Source organism: Bacillus sp. hwrm1, assembly GCF_040207805.1.
In the GTDB taxonomy this organism is placed as follows: domain Bacteria; phylum Bacillota; class Bacilli; order Bacillales; family Bacillaceae; genus Bacillus; species Bacillus velezensis.
In genome coordinates this window covers 1,579,274-1,600,688 of the sequence record NZ_CP157943.1, presented here as the reverse complement: position 1 = coordinate 1,600,688, position 21,415 = coordinate 1,579,274, and the positions used below count along the sequence as shown (strand labels likewise).

2 protein-coding genes are annotated in these 21,415 nt (G+C 50.6%); both read right to left on the bottom strand.

The window, feature by feature from the left end:
* Positions 1-4: 4 nt before the first annotated feature.
* On the bottom strand, positions 5-15,622 hold the full coding sequence (locus ABK447_RS08170) for an SDR family NAD(P)-dependent oxidoreductase (RefSeq protein ID WP_100001546.1): 15,618 nt from the start codon (positions 15,620-15,622) through the stop codon (positions 5-7).
* A gap of 51 nt (positions 15,623-15,673) precedes the next feature.
* Complete coding sequence (locus ABK447_RS08165) at positions 15,674-21,400, bottom strand: type I polyketide synthase (protein ID WP_094031823.1); 5,727 nt, start codon at positions 21,398-21,400, stop codon at positions 15,674-15,676.
* Positions 21,401-21,415 lie beyond the last annotated feature (15 nt).

The window sequence follows — 21,415 nt, the reverse complement described above, 5'->3', positions numbered from 1 at the left end:
TCTATCACACCTCGCTTATTTCAAACATTGCTTCTGTGCCCGCCTCATTTTCTTCCGCTTCGGGCAACTGTGCTTTTTCAGGCCAATACCGTTGTTTTCGGTATACTGTCTGGCCGCCTTTCGGTTCCATGGCCGCTTTTCGCTCTTTCGGTATTCCTTCGTTGCTGACAATGATATGGGCATTATTCCCGCCCAAACCGAACGCGCTGACCCCGGCCCTGAGTATCTCTTTTTTTCCGTCCCACCGCTTCAGCTCAAGCACAGGATAAAGCGGAGAATCTTTAAATTGGAAGCGGGGATTCGGTTTATGGCAATGCAAAGTCGGCGGCAGTTCTTCATTGGCAATTGCCAGCAAAACTTTGATGATTCCCGCCGCGCCCGCCGCACTCAGCAAGTGGCCGATATTGCTTTTGACGCTTCCTACACCGCAAAATTGTTTTTCATCGGAATAAGCAGACAAGACATTGGTTAATCCCTTTAATTCAATCGGGTCGCCAATCAATGTACCGGTTCCGTGCGTCTCTACGTATGTCATGGTGTCCGGATCGATTTCCGCTGATTGAACCGCCTGCTCAATCAAGTCCTGCTGCGCCCGGGGATTCGGCGTCGTCACGCCCATTGTGCTGCCGTCATTATTTATCGCAGAGCCGTCAATAACGCCGTATATTTTATCTTCGTCTTCTATCGCTTTTTCGAGCGGCTTCAGCATCAGCACACCGCAGCCCTCTCCGATTCCTGTTCCGTCCGCATCGGCATCGAAAGATTTTGAACGGCCATTTGGCGATAAGATTCTCGCCGCGCTCATTGTGAGAAAAGGTTTTTCATCAAGCAAAATGTCAACCCCGCCCGCAAAGGCCGCTTCCGCTTCTCCATTTTGAATGGCCTGTACGGCCAAATGAATTGCCGTAAGCGAACTGGAGCAGGCCGTATCCACGACCAGGTTGGGCCCTGTAAAGTTATAAATGTGCGCCATGTGTGCGGTAATAAAATTTTGCCCCGCGCCAATAATCGCGTCTTTTTGCAAATATTGAAATTTCTGATGAAACGCACCTGCCCTTGCACCGGCAAAAACGCCGATACGGCGGCCCCAGAGATCCTCTTTTTGATAACCGGCATCGGCCAAAGCTTCCGCGCTCACTTCGAGCCACTGCCTTTGCAGCGGGTCTATCATCGGTGCCAGCGTTTCTGAAATATTAAAATACTCCGGGTCAAATTGATCAATATCGTGAATAAAACCGCCCCATTTACTGATGCTTTTTCCTTCTTGATATTCACCCGGCTGATAGTGTTCCCCGGCGTTCCATCTGTCCGGCGGAACTTCAGTGACGGCATCCGTTCCGCTGCGGAGATTCTTCCAAAATTCTTTTATATCTCCCGCTTTCGGAAAATGGCAGGCCATGCCGATGATCGCAACCTTTCCCCGTTTCCCAGGCTTATCTGCCTTTTTTTTGCTCCGTTTCGGCGTCTTCTGCAAAGGGACCTTCTCCGCGGGAACCGCTGCATCTGCCGAAAAAGCTTCCGGACAATGTACGGCTAAATAATCCGCGAGCTGTTCTATGGTAGGGTGTTCCAGAAGGACAGTCGGATCAATTGAAACGGACGGCAGTTTTTGATCGATCTTTGTCAGCACTTGCGCCAGAAAGATAGAATCCATTCCGTATTCCTGAAAAGGCACATCGATATCCATATGCGTTTCATCGATACTCAGCTCTTTTGCCAAAAGCGACCTTAGCCAAGATTGAATATCAGTCCGGTTATGGTCCCGTTTTTTTGTTTCAGGAGGTTTGGAAGCTGCTTTCATTCCTTTATGGGCGGCTGGCTTGGCATTTTCCAGCGCTTTGGCGTCCCAATCATGTTTCACTTGTGCCGGCAGCACGACAGCTCCGGGTCTTTCTCTTAAAATGTAATCAAGCATCTTGAGACCTTCAGCGTCAGAGTGCCGCAGCAATCCCGTTTGCTCATAAATCCCGCTTTTTATATCCCTGCTCATGCCCGTCTCATCCCATGCCGGCCATTGTATGCTAATGATGCCGCTCTCATTGTTTTCTGCAAAATAGTCCATGTAAGAATTAGCCATCGCATAATCGCTCTGTCCCGCCGCAAGAATCGGGACGGCTGCTGAGACAGATGAAAACAGGACGAAAAATGCCGGCGCATCATCCTTTACACTCTCATACAGACTGTGAAGGCCGTCTGCTTTCGGCGCGAGCACCCGCGCGATACTGTCTTTGGATTTGCGGAGAAAAGCAGGGTTTTCACGGTCCGCAATTCCCGCGCAATGCAGAATGCCTCCGACAGGTCCGAGCGTTGTGGTTACCTCTTTTATAAGCCGTCCGACGGCCTGCTTATCCGTCAGATCAACTGCTGAGACGCACACTTTTACACCTTGTGATTCCAGCTGCCGGATAAGCTGTATTTTTTCCGAAACGACAGGGTCTGTTTGCTCAAGATCCCACTCGGTTTTCGGCGGCAGCTCCTTTCTGCCTGTCAGAAGCAGTTTCTTCACACCGTATGCGGAAACGAAATGCTTGGCGCATAAAGCGCCGAGTCCGCGCGTTCCTCCGGTTATCATCAGGACGGCGTCTTTTGGAAACGCAGCCCGGTCTGTTTGCACAGCTTCTGGTTCAATCTGATCAGTCTGCCGAAGAACATAGCTGAAGCGCATGCCGTCCCTATAGCAAACAGCAGACTCCGTTAAGTCTGATTCAATTTCTTGTTTAATAAAAGCAGCTGTCTGCTCCAGCGGCTCTTCAGGATCAATATCGGCGTGACAGGTGAGAATATGGCTGTATTCATGCCGCAGCATGCGATAAAGCCCCGCTTTTTCAATACCGTGCATAACGGCATCCTTATTTTTGAAGGCTTCAAGCCCTTTTGTAAGATAAAGCATTTTCATGTTTTCTAGTCCGCGGCCGTATTCAATCAGCTGCTGCAGCGATGCCACCCAGCTGATGTCCTGCCGCTTTTGTCGGGAGCCGCAGCCGGTGAAGTCAATAAACCCGGAATAGATGGCCGCGTTCGGACCCTGTAAGAAAGAGATGAGATGATTTTCCTGCACAATGTCAGCATCATTCAGCTGTTTTTTCACCTCGGCGGCAAGGTCTTTTGTATCTTCAGAGACGATGAGCGCTATTTTGTTGTTGAACGGCTCGGATGAAGACAATGCCTCGCACGGTTCCCATGTTTTTTGCAATAATACTGTTTTTTGATTCGAAAGCGGCAGCTGCTCCCGTTTCGGCACCCAATAGCGGTCGGCTCTGAACGGATAGGAGGGCAGGCTGATGCGGCGCGGTTTCCTGTCCGTATACAGCTGCTCCCAATCTGTGTCAAATCCGTTTGCCCAGAGCCGCAGCACTTTCCTGTATTTCTTTTTCTCAAGCCAGGCGCTGACGAGGTCAGCCGCGTCTTTATCGTCTGAGAACATGGAGATCGTGTTATTCTCGCGTTTTTTACGGCCGCTGATGATATCTTCGCTGTTTTTTCCCAACAGAAACGCGTTCAGTTTTTCAGTCAGTTCCTCTGCGGAGCCTGCAATGATTCCCAGCCTCGCTTCCATCGCGTCCCGTCCGGTCTGCAGTGTGTATGCGGCATCTGCAAGATCGATATCGCGGGATGATCCGTTCTGGATAAAATCTCGAAGGAGACGCGCTCTTTCTTTCAGCCGCTCTTCATTTTTAGCTGACAAAACAAAAAGAGATGACGCTTTCTCACTGGTTTCCTGCTGTTCCGTCTCACTTCTGCCCATGTATTCTTCAATAACGATATGCGCATTGACACCTCCGAAACCGAATGAGCTTACACCCGCCCGGCGGGGCAGGACCCGGCCGTTTTCATCACGCAGCGCTTCCCACTCCTTTGTTTCTGTCACAATGTAAAACGGACTGTCCTTCAATTTGATATGGGGATTGATGTTCTCGCAATGCAGACTTTTGGCGAGCGTCCGATGTTTCAGCTGCATCAATACTTTGATAACGCCCGCAATACCTGCTGCGAGCTCCAAATGTCCGATATTTGTCTTCACTGAGCCTATCCCGCAATATCCGCCCGGCGCCCCGTCTGTTTGGAAAGCTTTTTTCAATGCATTGATCTCAATCGGATCGCCGAGTGCCGTTCCTGTTCCGTGCGCTTCTATATAAGTGATGGTTGACGGGTGAATACCGGCTTCTTGATAAGCGCTTTTCAGCACATCCGTCTGAGCCTGCGGATTCGGCGCGGTAAGTGACGCTGAGCGTCCGCCGTGATTTTCCGCTGTACCGCGGATGAGGCCGTAGATGTGATCCCTGTCACGCTCAGCCTCTGAAAGCTTTTTCAAGACAATCATGCCGGCGCCCTCTCCTCTGACATAACCGTCAGCCTGATCAGAAAATGTTTTGCAGCGCCCGTCTTCACTGAGCATGCCTGCTTTTTGAAAACCGATATGCCCTTCAGGCGTGACGATCGTGTTGACGCCCCCTGCGACCGCCATATCACAATCTCCCGTTTCAATGGCTTTTACCGCGCGGTGAATGGCGACTAAAGAGCTTGAACAAGCGGTTTCTACCGGCTCGCTCGGCCCGTGGATATCAAGAAAATAACTCATCCGGTTCGGCCCGACGGATGGCACGATTCCGGTCATCGTATACCCCTCGACAGGAAGACCCGCCTTATTGATTAAAGTTTGATATCCGCTTCCCAGTGTGCCGGTGAAAATGCCGGTTTTTGTTCCGGCAATCCGTTTTGCTGAGTACCCCGCGTCTTCAATGGCTTTCCACACATACATCATTAATAGACGCTGCTGAGGATCCATCATTTCAGCTTCTTTCGGAGATATCCCGAAAAACAGCGGGTCAAACCCGGCGATTCCATCTATGAAACCGCCCCATTTAATTGACGTTTTATTTGCATCCGCTGCCGGATCGCCGTAATATTCGCGCCAATCCCAGCGATCTCGGGGAATTTCTGTAATGCAATGCTCCCCTTTTGATAAACGTGTCCAGAATTCATCTATGTCTTTCGATTGCGGAAAAATACCGCTGATTCCGATAATGGCTATCGGTTCGGTTTTTTCTTCTGATCTTCCTTTTACGGATACGGGCGTTTCCCGCTTGACATGAACGGCCGCCGGAGCTTCAGCTTTTCTTATTCCGGCTTTTGGAGCGGTTTTTAAACTCTCTCTTTCTAAGCCGCTGAATGCTTCTTTCCATTCAGATATCAAATGGCCGCTCAGTTTGCGCAATGTCGGAAATTCAAAGAAGATAGTCGGGCTGAGCTCAAGCTGATAAGACCGATTTAATAGATTGGTAAATTCAGTGAAAATGATCGAATCAAATCCGTATTCCGTCAGTTCGCTGTCAGCCTCAATATCTTTCATGCTTACCTTTAAAAGATCTGATACATGCCGCTTTAGTTTCTCTTGAACCTGATCTTTCAGATCTCTTGCATCTGCCACTGCCGGAGCTTGTCCGGCGGCGCTTTGTTCTTCGCCCAGATCGAAAATATGGCTGCGAATCCGTTTTTCGTCGCCTTCTGCCACCATGACCTGGTGTTCTCCGGAGGCAAAAGCGGCGTAAAGCGCTTGGATGCCTGAGGCCGATCGCATGGCTTTCATTCCGGTCTGTTCGTACATCAGCCGTTCGGTCTCTTTGTCCACGCGCATACCGCCTTCTTCCCAAAGCGGCCAGTTGACAGACAGAGTCTGCCCGCTCCGCTTGTTGTCCCGCACGAGACGGTTCCGGCGGGCTGCATAAACATCCATAAATGCGTTGGCTGCCGCATAACCGGCCTGCCCCGGATTTCCCATACCTCCAGCCAAGGAAGAAAACAGAATGAAAAAGTCCAGCCGCACATCTTTCGCTGCTTCATCAAGATTGATAAGCCCTTTCACCTTCGGCGCCATGACGGTCTTCCGTTCGTTTTCTGTCTGGTTGAGAATGTAGTTGTCAGCGATCACGCCTGCGCCGTGAATGATCCCGTCGAGTGTTCCGTGCTCCTCCTGTATGTCGCGGACGAGGGCGATGACCGCCGCCCTGTCTGTCACGTCTACCGGTTGATACAATACGCGGGCACCCGACGCTTCCAAGCGCCGTAAGCGGGCGGAGCGCTCTTCATCAAGCACTTCTGCCCTCCCTGTTAATACGAGGACGGCGTTTTTGACGCGGGAGGCTATTTCTTCAGCGAAAATCAGGCCGATGCCGCCCGCTCCCCCTGTGAGGAGGTAGACCCCTTCGTCTTTCCACGGAATGGCGCCGCTTTGAGGCGCCGGCAGATGACGCCAGTTTCTGACGAGACGTTTGCCATCTTCATAACGGATTTCCGCTTGTTCAGGATGCGCCCGGTTTTCTTTCAGCTTGGCAAGAAGCGCCGAGGCTGACTCGTCCGGATCGGCTTGGATGACTTGGCCGTACAGCTTCGGATGTTCAAGGTGAGCCGTTTTCAGAAAAGCGGCCAGCCCCGCCAATACATTGTCTTCCCCCCTGTCGGGGACAAGAAGCTGGATCAGCGTTTTTTTCTTCTGTTTTTCTTTGATAAGACGCGTGACAATCGCTGACAGCTCCGCCGCGCAGGCGTCATAACGGTCTTCAATCGGACCTTCGCCGTCAGCCGCACATACGGCGCCGCCGCTTATGTCCTCAGCGTTCATTCCGCCATACAGCGTCACGTATCTGAAAGATGCTTCTTGTCCGCCGCCTTCATCCGGCGGTGATTCCTGCCACTTTGGCTGAAGCAAGAGCGGTTTTTCCTCCGTTTCCTCTTCCAGAAAACGGGCGGTGAGCCCCTTCAATCGGACACATACCGCGCCGTTTTCATCACACAGCTCAATATGATAGGCGCCGTCCGCTGAGGAAAGCACCGCCCACATCGTCTCCCGGCACGCAGAAAACACCTGCATATCCTGGAGGGCAAACGGCAGAAACGGCCGTCCGGACGCGGAACCGTCTGAGAGCACGAGACCGATAGAAGCCTGAAGGGCGGCGTCCAGCATGCTCGGATGCAGGATGAACGGCTCCTTTTCCTCGCGGGCGGACGGCGGAAGAGTGAGCTTCGCGAGCACTTCTCCGCTTCCGGCATAGACGGCGTCAAGCGCCTGATGCGACGGTCCGTAGGTGATGCCGAGGCTGTCGAACGCTTCATAGCACTCAGCCTTTGACAAGTGACGGCCGCTGCAGCGCGCCTGAACCGCTTCCACATCGAGAACAGGAGCACGCTCCGTCTCTTCGAGCACGGCCTTTCCCTGGAAAAAGACAAGCGGCTCTTCTCCTTCGGCATACGCTTCAAAAGCGATGTCTCCGTTTTCTTCCGGCTGAAGCTTTACATGAAGCGTCACTCCTTCAGAAAGCGCCGTCACCGGACGGAGCCAAACGATCTGTTTGAGCCTTACACCCGTTTTCCCGCCGGGTAAGTCTTCAGCAGCCAGCGTAACGGCGGCCCGGGCCATTTCTAAAGCAGCCGCGCCCGGAAGCACCGGTTTTCCATTGACGATATGATCCGCAAAAAACGGTTCATGTCCTGAAAAAACAGAAGTAAAGCGCTGGGCGGTAAAGGTCGATGTATTCGCATGGAGCAGCGGGTGAAGCTTTTCACGTTCAGCTGAATTCCGGTTTCCAATCTCTCTCTGAAGACGATCGGACGCCCAATACGTTTGCCTGGCAAACGGGTAGCCCGGCAGATTGCCGATTCGCGGAAAAGGTCCGCCATAAAGCAAGTCCCCTTCGATTTCATAACCTTGACAATAAAAATCTGCCAGCACGCATAACAGCTCCTGATATTTTCTATGGTCAGAATATGAGGCGCTGCACTTGCCGAGCACTTCTATCATGTGCTCCTGAATATGCTGACGCCCTGCAAAGTGCTGCGGTACTTTTCCCGAAAACACATAAGGATGATGTTCATTAAGCTTTGCCTGCTTCCATACATACACTGCGTCATCAGCATCTTGAACCACGATGGCGGCGCGATGGTTAAAGTGATGCCGTCCTTTTAACAACGTATAGCTGAGCTGGGCCAGATCATTTTCTTTCAGTCCGCCATTTTCCGCCCAAGTGATCATATCTTCGATTTTTTCCTGAAGGGCCTCCTTTGTTTTTGCAGACAAAGTCAGTAAATATGCAGGGGCATCCGGATGAGGTGAAGCGCTGCGCTTATAGCTTTCCATAACGATATGGGCATTTGTTCCGCTCATCCCGAATGCGCTGACTGCCCCCATTCGGTTTTTACCCGGCAGAGAAGGCCACGGTTTACCCGTTTTATTCACATAAAAAGGACTCTTCTCCCAGTTGATATAGCGGTTTTCCCCGCTGCAATGCAGACTGGCGGGAATCATTTCACGGGAGAACGCCTGTAAAAGACTGATCAAACTGACAATGCCTGACGCGGCAAACGTGTGGCCGATATTGGTTTTAATTGATGTGAGCGCGCAAAAAGCTTCTTCGTTTGTATAGGCAGAAAATGCGTCATAAAGCGCGTTAATTTCCACCGGATCACCGAGTTTTGTACCTGTGCCGTGTGTGACGATATATTCGATATCTTCAGGGTTGATACGGCCCCGGTCATAAACGGAAGTAAGCAGCCGGGTCTGCGCGACGCCGCTCGGAGCGGTAATTCCGTTTGTTTTCCCATCATAATTGACGCCGCTCGCCCGAATCACCCCGTAAATCGGATCACCATCTTTTTCCGCCTCTCTCAGCGGCTTCAGAACAACCGCTGCGGCCGCTTCCCCCGGAACCATGCCGTCAGCCCTTTTATCAAACGCGAAGCATTTCCCGTTTTCCGACAGCATTCCGGCTTTATCTATCGTTTCAAAAAAGTCCGGGGTATTCATGATATTCACCCCGGCCGCAACAGCTGTTGTGCACTCTTTATTCTGCAGGCTTAATACCGCCTGATGGACAGAAACGAGCCCCGAAGAACATGCTGTATTTATCGCCATCACAGGACCTGATAAATTCAAGTGATAAGCCAGCCGCGCCGCCAAAATACCGTTATGATGAGACGTGACATTGCCTTTGTCCCGTGTTAAAAGGTGATAATCTCCTTCTTCCGCCCCCACAAACATACCGATCGTCTGCTGCTTGATGTGACTGGCGCCGTAGCCGGCGTCCTCAAGGGCCCTCCACGCTTCCTGAAGAAGCAGCCGCTGTTTCGGATCCATCGTTTCAGCTTCCCTCGGCGATATTTCAAAAAATAAAGGGTCGAATTCGTCCGCCCCCGGTACAGCGCCGAGTTTCCATTTTGAACTTGTGAAGCCTTTTTTTGCGACCGGTGCGACAACATCCTTTTCCTGAAACAGAATGTCCCACAGCTCGTCCGCCGTGCGCGCCTGAGGAAATCGGCCGCTCATGCCGATAATGGCAATGGAATCAGCTGCCTGACTGCCCTCGGTTCCGGCGTTCAGCTTATTTCTTCCCCTCTGCTTCTTTCGCTTTTTCGTTCCTGCCTTTTCAAAGACAGATTGATCTGCGGATTCAGGTTTCTTTTCTTCATAGACATGCTCCATGACGGACTGGTGTTCCGTCAGAAAATAGCGGACGACCTTCTCCAGTGTAGAATGTCCGAAAAACAGGGCCGGTGTCACTTCAATTCCGTAATGGGCGGACAAAGAAGAGGCGAATTCCGCCAAACTGATAGAATCAAAGCCGAAATCAGCCAGATTGTCAGCGTCCGTCAGTCTGTTCTTGTCTATTTTCAAAAGCCCCGCCGCCAGTTCTTTCACATCCCAGCTTACGCATTCTTCCAGTGTAAAGCCTTTCATTTCACTCCGCCTTCCTGAAAACGGGACGTTTCTGTTTACAGAACCCGAAATCGGCCGTTCGCCTTGATCTATCTGCAGGAAGCGTTTGGCCCTCGACGGAAAACCAGCCAGGACGAGATACTGGCTGGACGGCTGGACTAACAATGTTTCAAAAACTTCGAGTCCTTCCTCAGTGTATAAATAACGCTGTCCGCTTGATTTTAAATACATATCGGTGCTTTCCGCCGTGCCGACATGCATCCCCCCTTCTTTCCAAAGCGGCCAATTGATTGCAAGTGACTTGCCGCTTCTGAGTCCGAGGCTCACAAGTTTATCCCGGTGACGGACAAAAGCCATTTGGAAGCGGTTCCCCATCGCGTAGTCACAAGAACCGAAGTCTCCTAAAATCGCTGAAGAAGAAGAGAAACAACAGAAGAAGTCAAGCGGCTCCCGTGACAGAACCTGATCTAACACCGCGGTGCCGTCCGCTTTTGGCGATAAGACTTGCTGAAAGGTTTGCAGATCTTTCTCCAGAATGCTTTCAGTGCCTTGAAGACCTGCAGCGTGAATGACACCGTGAATCGGCCCGCATCCTTTCTCTTTCACTTCTTGCAAACCTTTCTCCATCTGAGCCTGATCTGCGGCATCCGCCTGCACGTAAAACACCTTGGCGCCTGATTTTTCCAATCTCTTTATCTTGTTCAGCACCGGGCCGTCTGCCGCTGATCTCCCCGTCAAAATGAGCGTAACCGGTCCTTTTTCAGCAAAATATCCGGCAAATAACAAGCCTAATCCCCCGCATCCGCCGGTAATCAAGTACGTTTTTCCGCTCTTTATCACACGCTTCTCAACAGGGGCGATGTCCGTCTGCTTCATTTCCATGACGTGGCGGATTTCCCCACTGTACATGACACTGCGGAACGAGTCGCTATGAAGTTCTTCACATACGTTATGGATCAGTTTTTCTAACGGTCCTTTTTGTTCAAAATAAACCGCGGCCGTATCCGTCTCCGGCAAGATCAGTTTCAGCGACCGTTCCAGCCCGATCCATGACTCGGCGTAACTGATATCGGTATCGGTCCCGCACTGAGCGGAAAGAAGGATCCGCCTCGGTTTAGAACGCAAAGAAGCACCTGCGCGGATCACATGATACAGAATGGAATAGTCTTTCACGGCCTTTTCATCTTCAAGCGGCCATCCATATAAAACGGCATCCGCTTTGCCTGCAGCCGTTTCAATATGCCGAAACGTTTCTTGATATGCTTGTCCGTCAGTGATTTTAATTTGATAATGCGTGTTTGAAAGCTTTTGAGTTTCCTCACCCTGTGAAATAAAAAACACGCCGGCTCCCGGATAAAGGGATTGTAAAGACTGATAAGCATGCTTTCTGGCAGCTTCTCCCGTAAGAAAACAGATGACCGTTTTCAGCTCTTCATGAATGGATTTCTTCAGAGGCTGCTGCTTCCACATTTCTTCAAATATCATCATCTCGGATTGTTCCTCTTGCCCGTGATCCTGCTGAGACGGCTGTCTCATTCTTATCCCTTTGATTTCTGCGCAGACAATGCCGGTTTCGTCACATAATTGAATGTCACAGCCGGTTTGATTCTTTTTATTAATATACATCCACATGCCGGATGAGCACGGACGCATGACGCGCAGTTCTTCAACCGCTTCAGGCACGATATGGACTGACGGCTCCGTTTTTGCCAGGACATGAAAAGCTGCGTCCAGAAATTCCGGCGGTATATGATATCCCGGATTACGGCCGCTTTCATCTGTGAGAGCAAGCTTCGCCCAAACCGCACTTTCTCCCGCATAAAGCTTTTCAACGGTGCGGAACTCCTTACTGATCGTTACACCTGATATGCCTGGTGTTTCATAATCGAATGACAGCGGGCGGCAGTCTTTTTGTAAGGAGGCAATATCAAGCACGCGGGATGGCTGTATGTTCCCTTGTCCGATGATTCCATAATGATGCAGCTTCTCTTCGTCACTGTATATTTCATAATGGATGCCTTCCTCGTCTTCAGACAGAAGGGAGAGATTGACGCCCGCACCGTGATGTCCGCCGGTAATCGGGTCAGTCCATGCCGCCGTTCGGATCCATATCTCTTTTTCTTCAGAGCTGTCTGCCGCATGATGAAAAGCCGCAAGCGCCATTTCTAAATAAACGGCTGCCGACAGAACCCGCTCCCCTCTCACATCCTGGAAAACGTGTTCCCGGCCTGTAAAAGATGTATGATAGCTTTGCTCCGCCAAGGTTGACGTATTTTCATGCAGGAAAGGATGCACATATTCAGTTGTTCCTGTTTTTGGTTCTTCCCGCTTCATCCAGTAGCTTTCTTTTGCAAATGGATAAGACGGCAGACTGATACGATGCGGCAGCGCGCCTTTATATAAAGATGCCCAATCGACGGGCGTCCCGTGAACCCAGGCATTCAAAAGACTGTCAAATTGACGTTTTTCCATCCAATCACTGACTGTGCCTTCCGTCTCCGTGACAGCACTATCACTCCGGCCCGTAAACACCCCGCTTACAGAACCAGCATTATTCAGAAAAGCAGTCAGCTTCTGTTCCAATTCAGAAACAGAGTCCGCTGTCATCGCCAGCCGTTCTTCCATCGGGACCCTCCCGACTTGAAGGGTAAATGCCGCGTCAAGCAGGTTCGCATCTGTAATTGTTCCGTTTCCGGCGGCATCCGACAGCAACAGAGCCCGCTCGCGCAAGCGGTCTTTATCTTTTGCCGATAAAACAAAAAGCGCCGGACGGCCGGTGTCTGCCGAAGTCATTTCAGCCGGTTCATACTCTTCTATCAGCAGGTGGGCATTTGCACCGCCCGCTCCGAAAGAAGATGTACCCGCGATTCTCGGATATTCCCGTGTTACTCCTTCAGATTCTATGACCGGCCGTCTCCATTCCGCTGTTTCCTGCTGCACGATAAAAGGAGAAGTTTCAAAATCAATTTCCGGGTTCAGCTGCTTTGAATGCAGCGACGGCACCAGATATCCGTGTTTCATCTGAAGAAGAATTTTGGTGACCGCAGCAATGCCCGCCGCACTTTCCAGGTGTCCGATATTGGATTTAACAGAACCGATGGAACAAAATTGGTTTGCATCCGTATAGCGGCGGAAAGCCTTGGTTAACCCTGCGATTTCAATCGGATCTCCCAAGGAAGTGCCGGTGCCGTGGGCTTCCAGATAGCTGATTGCTCTCGGGTCAATCCCTGCCCGCTCCATCGCATCTGCGATCACTTCTCCTTGTGCATTCGGATTCGGAACGGTGAACCCGTTCGTTTTGCCGCCGGCGTTCAGAGCGCTTCCTTTAATGACACCGTATATATGATCATGATCTTCAACAGCCTTCTTCAACGGCTTTAACACGATACAGCCGACGCCCTCTCCGTCAACAAACCCGTCAGCCTTATCACCGAACGCTTTGCACGCGTTTGACGGTGACAGCATTCTCATAGAAGAAAGTCCGATATAATGAACCGGATCTGTAATCAGGTTTACGCCGCCGGCAATCGCGCATTCAGATGCACCTGTTCTGATGCTTTCTGCGGCGAGATGAATGGCGGTTAAGGATGAGGAGCATGCGGTATCGACCGCGATGCTCGGACCGTGAAAATCAAACACATAGGATACGCGGTTCGGGATAAAGTGGTAGTGGGCCCCTGTCGGATAGTTGCCGTTCATGACACCCGCAAAGACACCAACCTTTTTACCGGCGCATAGTGAATCAGGGGTATATCCGGCATCCTCCAGGGCCGCATAAGCGGTTTCCAGAAACAGTCTCTCCTGCGGGTCCATGCGCTCCGCTTCTTTCGGAGAGATTTTAAAAAACAGCGGATCAAATTTATCAATATTTGTTAAAAAGCCGCCCCACTTCGTATACATCCGGCCTTCCTTACCTTTTGTCTCATCATAGTAGTCCCGCCAATCCCAGCGGTCTTTCGGAATTTCGGTGATTCCGTGTTCACCGGTCTTTAACCGTTCCCAGAACTCATTAACATTTTCAGCTCCGGGATACCGTCCGGCAAGACCGACAATTGCCACTTCAAGGTGTTTTGACGGCGGTTCGGAAGCGGGCGGCGCTTTTTCAGAAAAAGATGCCGCTTGGCGCTTCGTCAATCCGGCGCTTTTTTTACGGCTTTGCTTTTTCTGTAAAGTGCGCGGCCCCTTTTCGGCTTCTTTATTTGTCTTGAAAATCCCAGCCATATCTTCCTGTCTTGAGCTGACGAGATATTCCGCTAATCCGCCGATTGTCGGATACTCGAAGAACAATGTGCTGCTGATATCAGGTATGTCTTCCCGCACGCGGTTGGTCAGCTGTACGATTAAGATGGAATCGATTCCGTATTCTTCAAGGGGCGTATGGGCTTGAACGTCCTCAATCGGCATCTTTAAGATGGCGCTGACGATCTGTTTCAGATACTCTGTGCTTTTTTCAAGCAAAGAGCCGGATGATGCCGCTTCAGTATGACGGACTTCTTCAGAAAATTGCGCATGCAGTTCGCGCTCCTTCGATTCAGCCAAGTATGCGGCAAGTTCTCCTATCGTCCGGTATTCAAAAAACAGCGTGCTGCTGATATCAGGGACGAGATCCCGCAGCTCATTCGTCAGCTGAACGATCAGAATAGAGTCAATGCCGTATTCATCCAGAGGAGCCAGCGGATTTATCTCTTCTGCCGGCATTTTTAATACTTTTGCCGCAGCCCTTATCAGAAAAGCCGCTGTCTTTTCCGAAAGCCCCTCTCCCGCTTGTTTGATTGGGAGCTGACGATCAGAGGATGTTTGCGGTACGTTTGATTGGCGCTTTTGCGCGGTGTGAGCTTCCCTGCTCTGCCTGATGACTCCGTTGCTTTTCGCCGTGATAATCTGCTGGGTGTGCAGACGTTCGTTTTCAGCCGGAAATTGAATGGAATGAAAACCTTCAGCCATTAAAACGGATTTCCATGTTTCCGGATAAAGACCGGGACACCCCGGAATCCGCAGCGCCTCGTCTTCGTACAGCCACCAGCCCTCTAATAAGCCGAATGTAACATGTGTAAACGGCGTATGCCCGCCCAGTTCATTAACGAGCAGCAAACCGTCCTTTTTCAATACGGCTTTTGCCGTCCGTAAGGTTTTCCGGATATTTTTGGTGGCATGCAGCACGTTTGCAGCGATAGCGATATCGTAGGTTCGCAGATGTAATCCCTGGCCCGCCGCAGGCTGCTCCACATTAAACAGCTGATACGTCAAATACGGATTGTCCGCGCCGTATTCCTTTTCGGCATGCATTAAAAAAGCTTTTGACAAGTCGGTATAACAGTATTCCTGAATATGGTTTTGATAGGGGCGGAGCTTTTTAAACAGTGTGCTGCTCGTTCCGCCGGTGCCCGCTCCGATCTCCAGCAGACGGATGTTTGCATCAGGATTGTTTTTCATTACATTTTCCACATAAATACACGCTTCATTTGCCAGCACATCGTTGTAATAATCAGCGAGAATATTATGCTTATAGATTCCTTCAACAAGCTCCATTGAAGAATCGGGAAACATCACGTCAGTGGCTTTTATTTTGCCTGTTAAAATGTCAGGCAAAGCTTGAATGACGGTATCCGCCAGCAGAACCTGCGCTTTCATATCCGGATCTTTCAGCCATTCGTTTTTCTTCTTATGCCACTCTTCCCAAACCGCGGCCGTTTCACCGCTTTTAAAATCTCTGTCTAAAAGACGGATGCTTTCTTCCAGCCAGCGTTCATATAAAGGCAGACAGGAAGCCGCCGGCGCTTCGCCGGTCAGACCCATTGAACGCAGCGTCACCCGCAGCACTTGCAGCAAAAGCCGATTCAATTCTTTCATTTGATTGCTTATTTCTGTTCTTAAGGATAACTGTGTACGGTCTTTTTGTTTGTCTCCCTTACCCAAAACCTTATCCTCCTAAGAAAATTAAATTTGCTCCGTCATTTTGACAGGCAATCAGATAGTCACAAATTCATGAGGGTTCATTCCCTCGATCGGAATCAGCTTGGTCAGCTTCATCAGCCCCATGCGGGAGATCGGCTGCGTCAGCAGAGTTTCCAGCGCCTGCATCCCTTCCGCCCGGCTGATCAGCCCGAGACCGATTGCACTCAGTCTGTCAAACTCTTCAGAAATGTGATTGTCAGCCCGCTCCCAATAACCCCAGTTCATCACTTTGACCCGGCATGACAGCCGTCCGGAAAGCTCATGGGCAAATGCGTCTTTAAATGCGCACCCCGCCGCATAATGACTTTGATTCGGATTCTTAATATATGAAATAACCGAAGAGAAAAAGAGAATAAAGTCCAAAGACTCTTTCGCAAATACTTCGGCAATGTTGACGGAAATATCCACTTTCGCCGCAAGACCGGCGTGAAACTGTGATTCTTCCATATCTTTTACGCTTTCATTCGCAAATACCATCGCTGAATGAACGACGCCGCTGATGGTGCCGTATGTGTTTTTAATCTGTTCATAGGCGCGCTGAAGCGATGGAAGATCAGAAGCATCTGCGGCTATATATTCGGGAGCCGGGCCTGATGGCCGGTACCGGTCTATTTTTTGGCGTATCCGGCTGTCCAGCGGCCGCCTCCCGATCCAGACGACTCGGGCTTTATACGTCGTCACTATATAATCTGTCCAAACCTCGCCGATGCCTCCCGCACCGCCGATGATGACATATACGCCTCCATAGCGGTAAGGAACACTTTCAGACGGCCCGCTTTGGACCGGAAGCAATTGAGGCCGGTACCATTCCTGATGTCTGCGCACCCATGCTTTACCCGTACGGTCGCGGGACAGGCTGAATATGTCTTCTGCGGGGAAATCCCCCCCGTCTTCAAGATCGGCGAGACGGATGTGCCAGCTCGGATGTTCTTTAGCGAGAGACCCGACGAAACCGTGCACACTGGAATGAGCGGGACGCACCTCATCATATTGGGTGATAGGCTGTGCTTGGTGCGTAATCACCGTCATCCCGAGCTGCTCCTTTCCATACCCGAGACCGATAAGAGCTTTGGCCGCTCTGAAAATCTGCAGCACCCCGCTTTTTTGATCATGGCTGTCAGAATCAGCCGGCTGAGGGGCAAACCAGATCATATGCTGAATCTCACCGAGACGGCGGAGCCGATCAGATATCACTTCAACGGAAGCACTTTGGCCGATATCAAATCGCACAGCTTTAGGAAACAATCGTAAAACCGCGTCCGCCTGCCCGTCTGTACCGCCTATGATGACAGCTTTTGCTTCAGAAATGGGGAAGCCGGTTTGGTTGTCTATCGGTTCCGCGTCCCATACCTGCATCAGTTTGACGGCTCCGGTAAGGTTACCCGGGAGATCGTATTGCTTATTATCGGTTACGGCCGGCGCACTTTCGGCCATCCGGGCAGAAAATCCTTTTATCCTTACACACACATTGCCGCGTTCATCACATATATCAATGTCCATTCTTCGCACGGCCGATGTTTCATGCGTCACAAATACGGCCGCCCACATGTTTGGACTGCACGGATGAAAAACGGTCAGTTCATGCAATTCAAAAGGCATTAACGGCTGCTCCGGATAACCCGCTTGATCTTCATTCATAACGCCGATGGCCGCCTGAAAAGCGGAATCTATCAGACTCGGATGGAGCACAAACTGTTCGGCTTCATCAGAAACGGAAGCGGGGAGCACCAATTTAGCCAAAGCTTCTTTTTCCCCGCAATAAATGTAATCAATTCCTTGATGTGAAGGTCCGTATACAATTTCCGCCTTTGCAAACGCCGCATAGCAGTCTTCTTTTGACAGCACTTTTTTGCGGCATCGCGCTTTCAGCTGTTCAATATGCAAAACCGGCGCCTCAGACAGCGGCTCAATCACAGCGCTGCCTTCACAATAAATGTCTGAATCATTTTCATTGCTGTACACTTGAAATGAAACATTGCCGTTGTCCTCCAAAGAAAGCCCTGTCGTCATACGCAGAGGCTCTTTTTTATGAACGGCCTGGCGTATCCAGCTGATATACCGCAGCGAAATGCCGGTTTTAGCCGTGTATCCAGCGGCTAACGGCGCGGCAGCCAGTTCAGCCGCGGCTCTCGCCATTTCAAGATAAGCCGCCCCGGGGAGAACACGCTTGTTTCGGACGATATGATCGGCTAAGAAGAATTCATCTCCGTTCAGTATCGTACTGAATTTTTGTTCTAACAAATCTGATGTATTGCGGTGAAGCAGCGGGTGAAGCCTGCTTTCTGTATTTGCGGAAGTGACGGGATGATCGGGCTCCGGTATCCAATATCGTTCCTTTGCAAAAGGGTACGTCGGCAGACTCATCCTGCGCGGTTTCTCCTCCCGATACAGCCGCGTCCAGTCTATCTCAAATCCTTTTGACCACAGCTCCGCAAGTTTTTTGTAAGTGCCGCTGTCCGTCCATTTTCGGATCAGCTCCTCCGTATCCTGATCATCATTCAGGAAACCCCTGATTTCCGTTCCGCTATCAGACCGCCCTTGAAAGCAGCCGTCAATCTGCCGTTTTTGTTCTGTAAATTCAGTTAATTTCCTGATCAGGTCTGCTTGATCGTTCACTAAAAAAACAAGCCGTTCTTCCATTGCCAGCCGTCCCGTTTGCAGCGTATACGCCAGTGACCGCAAGGAAAAAGATTCATCAGGCTGCTTATCTAAGCCGGACTGGCCGAAAAGACCGGAAAGAATATTCTTATGTTTCTCATCGTTTGTAAGGCATTCTGCTAAAGTCCGGACGGAAGTATGCTGTATGAGATCAGTCATGTCTATTGCCAGCCCGTATTGATCCGTCATCAGCTCAGAAAACTGTGTCAGCTGCATGACATCCAAGCCGAATTCCTTCCAATCCTGTTCATCATCTACCGAACCGGACGCAACATGCAGAACTTCGGCCAGAACACCTCTCAACGCATCTTCCAGCTGATTTTGCATTGTATCTATTTTGTCATAAAGCGGACCGCTTCCTTCAGGCGCTTCATCTTTGAGAAACATCAGCAGGCGGGCAGCGTATTCCTTCAGCCGCTCCGGATTTTTCGCTGACAGAGGCACGATATACGGTCTCTCTTGATCCTCCGTAATACCGGGGTTTTTAGGCCTGTACTCTTCTAAAATGAGATGAACGTTTGAACCCGTCGCCCCGAATGAACTGATGCCTGCGCGTCTCGGGCAGGCATGTTCACGGCCGTTCTCTGTATACGCCGGCCTTTTCCATGACTCGGTTTTTTGCTGCACGTAAAATGGCGAGTCCTCTAAACGGAGATACGGATTAATCGTCTCTGAGTGCAAAGAAGGGACAAGCGTTTTGTGAAACAGCTGCAAAACCGTTTTATGAAGCCCGCTGATCCCGGCAGCTGATTCCGCATGTCCGATATTCGATTTAACGGAACCGATCGCACAAAATTGCCGATCCTCCGTAAACGTGCGGTAAGCTTTAACAAGACCTTGTATTTCAATCGGATCTCCTAAAGAAGTTCCGGTTCCGTGCGCTTCCACATAGGAAATCGTCCGGGGATCGATCCCCGTCTTTTCAAGACATTCAGCTATCATATCCCCCTGCGCCACGGGGCTCGGCACGGTAATCCCGCTGACGGTCCCCACGTGATTGACGGCGCTGCCTTTTATCACCGCATAAATATGATCCTTATCTTCTTCGGCTTTGTGGAGCGGCTTCAGCAGCACGGCTCCGATGCCGTCAGCTGAGACATAGCCTGTGCCTCCTTCGCCGAACGTGCGGCACAGCCCGTCACTCGAATGCATATCCATCAAGCCGTATGTGATATATTTTGTCGGGTGCAATGATAAATTGACGCCTCCGGCAAGAGCTGCTTCACATTCACCGCGTCTCAGACTTTCCGCCGCCATATGAACGGCCGTCAAAGATGACGAACACACCGTGTCAACCGCCATGCTCGGCCCGTGAAAATTGCAAAAATATGAAACCCGGTTTGCGATCGGCGCATAGTTCAAGGGATAAGGAAAGACCAGCCCTTTGGCCGCAGCTTCAGCGCCGGCGAGAGAATAATCCATATGCATCACCCCGGCAAACACACCGACGTTCATTCTCTTATTCGGCCCTTTCGGCTGAACAATTGTTTCCGGGGTGTAGCCCGCATCCTCAATCGTTTCCCAGCATGTTTCTAAAAACAATCGTTCTTGCGGATCTTTAGCTTCTGCCTCCCGCGGAGAAATCCGGAAAAATTTCGCGTCAAAACAATCCGGATCGTCTATAAAACCGCCCCATTTGGAAATCGGCTTGCCGGACGGCGATCGCAAATGCTCATATGTCCTCGTATCCCAGCGGGAACGAGGCACTTCCGTTACGCTGTTTTCTCCATTTTTTAAATTTGTCCAAAATTCACGAAGATTTTTGGCGCCGGGGTACCGTCCCGCCATCCCGACGATCGCAATATCTCCATTCTGCGTTCCGGCTGACGCCGATTTTTTCACGCGGATTTGGGTCGTCCTCTTTTTTTCCCGGTGCAAAGGCTCAGCACTTGAATGCCCGCTTTGAGCATGGCCGAAACCGGCTCCGTAATGTTCGCACAAATATCCCGCCAATTCCGCGATTGTCGTGTATTCAAATAACAGTGTCGGCAGAAGCTGCGTTCCGATTTTTCGTTCAATTTCCTTTACCATGTCCAACAGCCCCGGAGAATCCAGCCCCATTTCATAGTAGCCGATATCCGGGTCAATCTCTTTCACAGGTTTGTTCAATCGGGCGGCAAGCAATTCTTTTAAATAAAGGATGCACTCTTCAGTAAGGCCGGCGGAAGCCTCCGTACGGCGGGGCTCAGAAGGCGCCGGTTCCGCTTGCGGAGCCAGGAAGGCATTCCGCCCGTCAGGTTCTTTCTTTAGCCGTTTCTGATTGATCAGTTCCGGGTCCCTCACCAGTTTATTGGCGAAGTTTTTCAGTTCGCCGACTTTTCTGCCTTCCTCATTGAAAAACTCCATTGTCACGTAAACGAGATCTTTCTTACGGGTGACGGATTCTTTTTTTATCTTGGTGATACATGTTGTCTGCAGCAATTCGGTGCAATAAAACGATTCATAAAACAGCGGCAGAAATAATTGCCCCTCCTTCCTCGTCAAAGGAGCGAGATATACATTGGAGCCGATGCTGCTCGCATCTATCAATGCGGGATGAAACATCGTCTCTTCTGCATGTTCCAGCTGATCCTTTTGCACCGACAGATCAATATAAATCTCTTTTTCAGTTTGGTAGACGCTTCCGCAGCCTTTCATCATTCCTGAATGAACCAGTTCTTGATCCCTGCATTCCGCGTAAATGTCCTCAAGCGGTATTTCTGCCGCCGTTTGTTTTACGGCATCCATCCGGACGCTTTCTTGGAAGCCGGCGGGCTTGACGGAATGCATTTGCGCCGCGGCATATACCTTTGTCTCTGCTGCTTCGTCACCTTGTTTTTGCCCTTTCACCTCTACCTTCCACTGTCCTTCGCCGTTCTCTGTACAATTAACGGAAAGCAGGATTGTTTCTCCCTGTTCAGGAGCTAAAGGGTGAAAAATCGATAAGTGCCTGAGTTCAAGGCCGGCATGAAAAAAACCGTTTTCTCTGAAAGTCTGATAGATCAGGTCAATATAAGCCAGACCCGGCAGCAGTTCCTTTCCATAGGCTTTATGATGTTTCAGAACGGGATGCTGATTGTTAATAAGAAGCTGCTCTTGCATATGAACTTCCTCCAT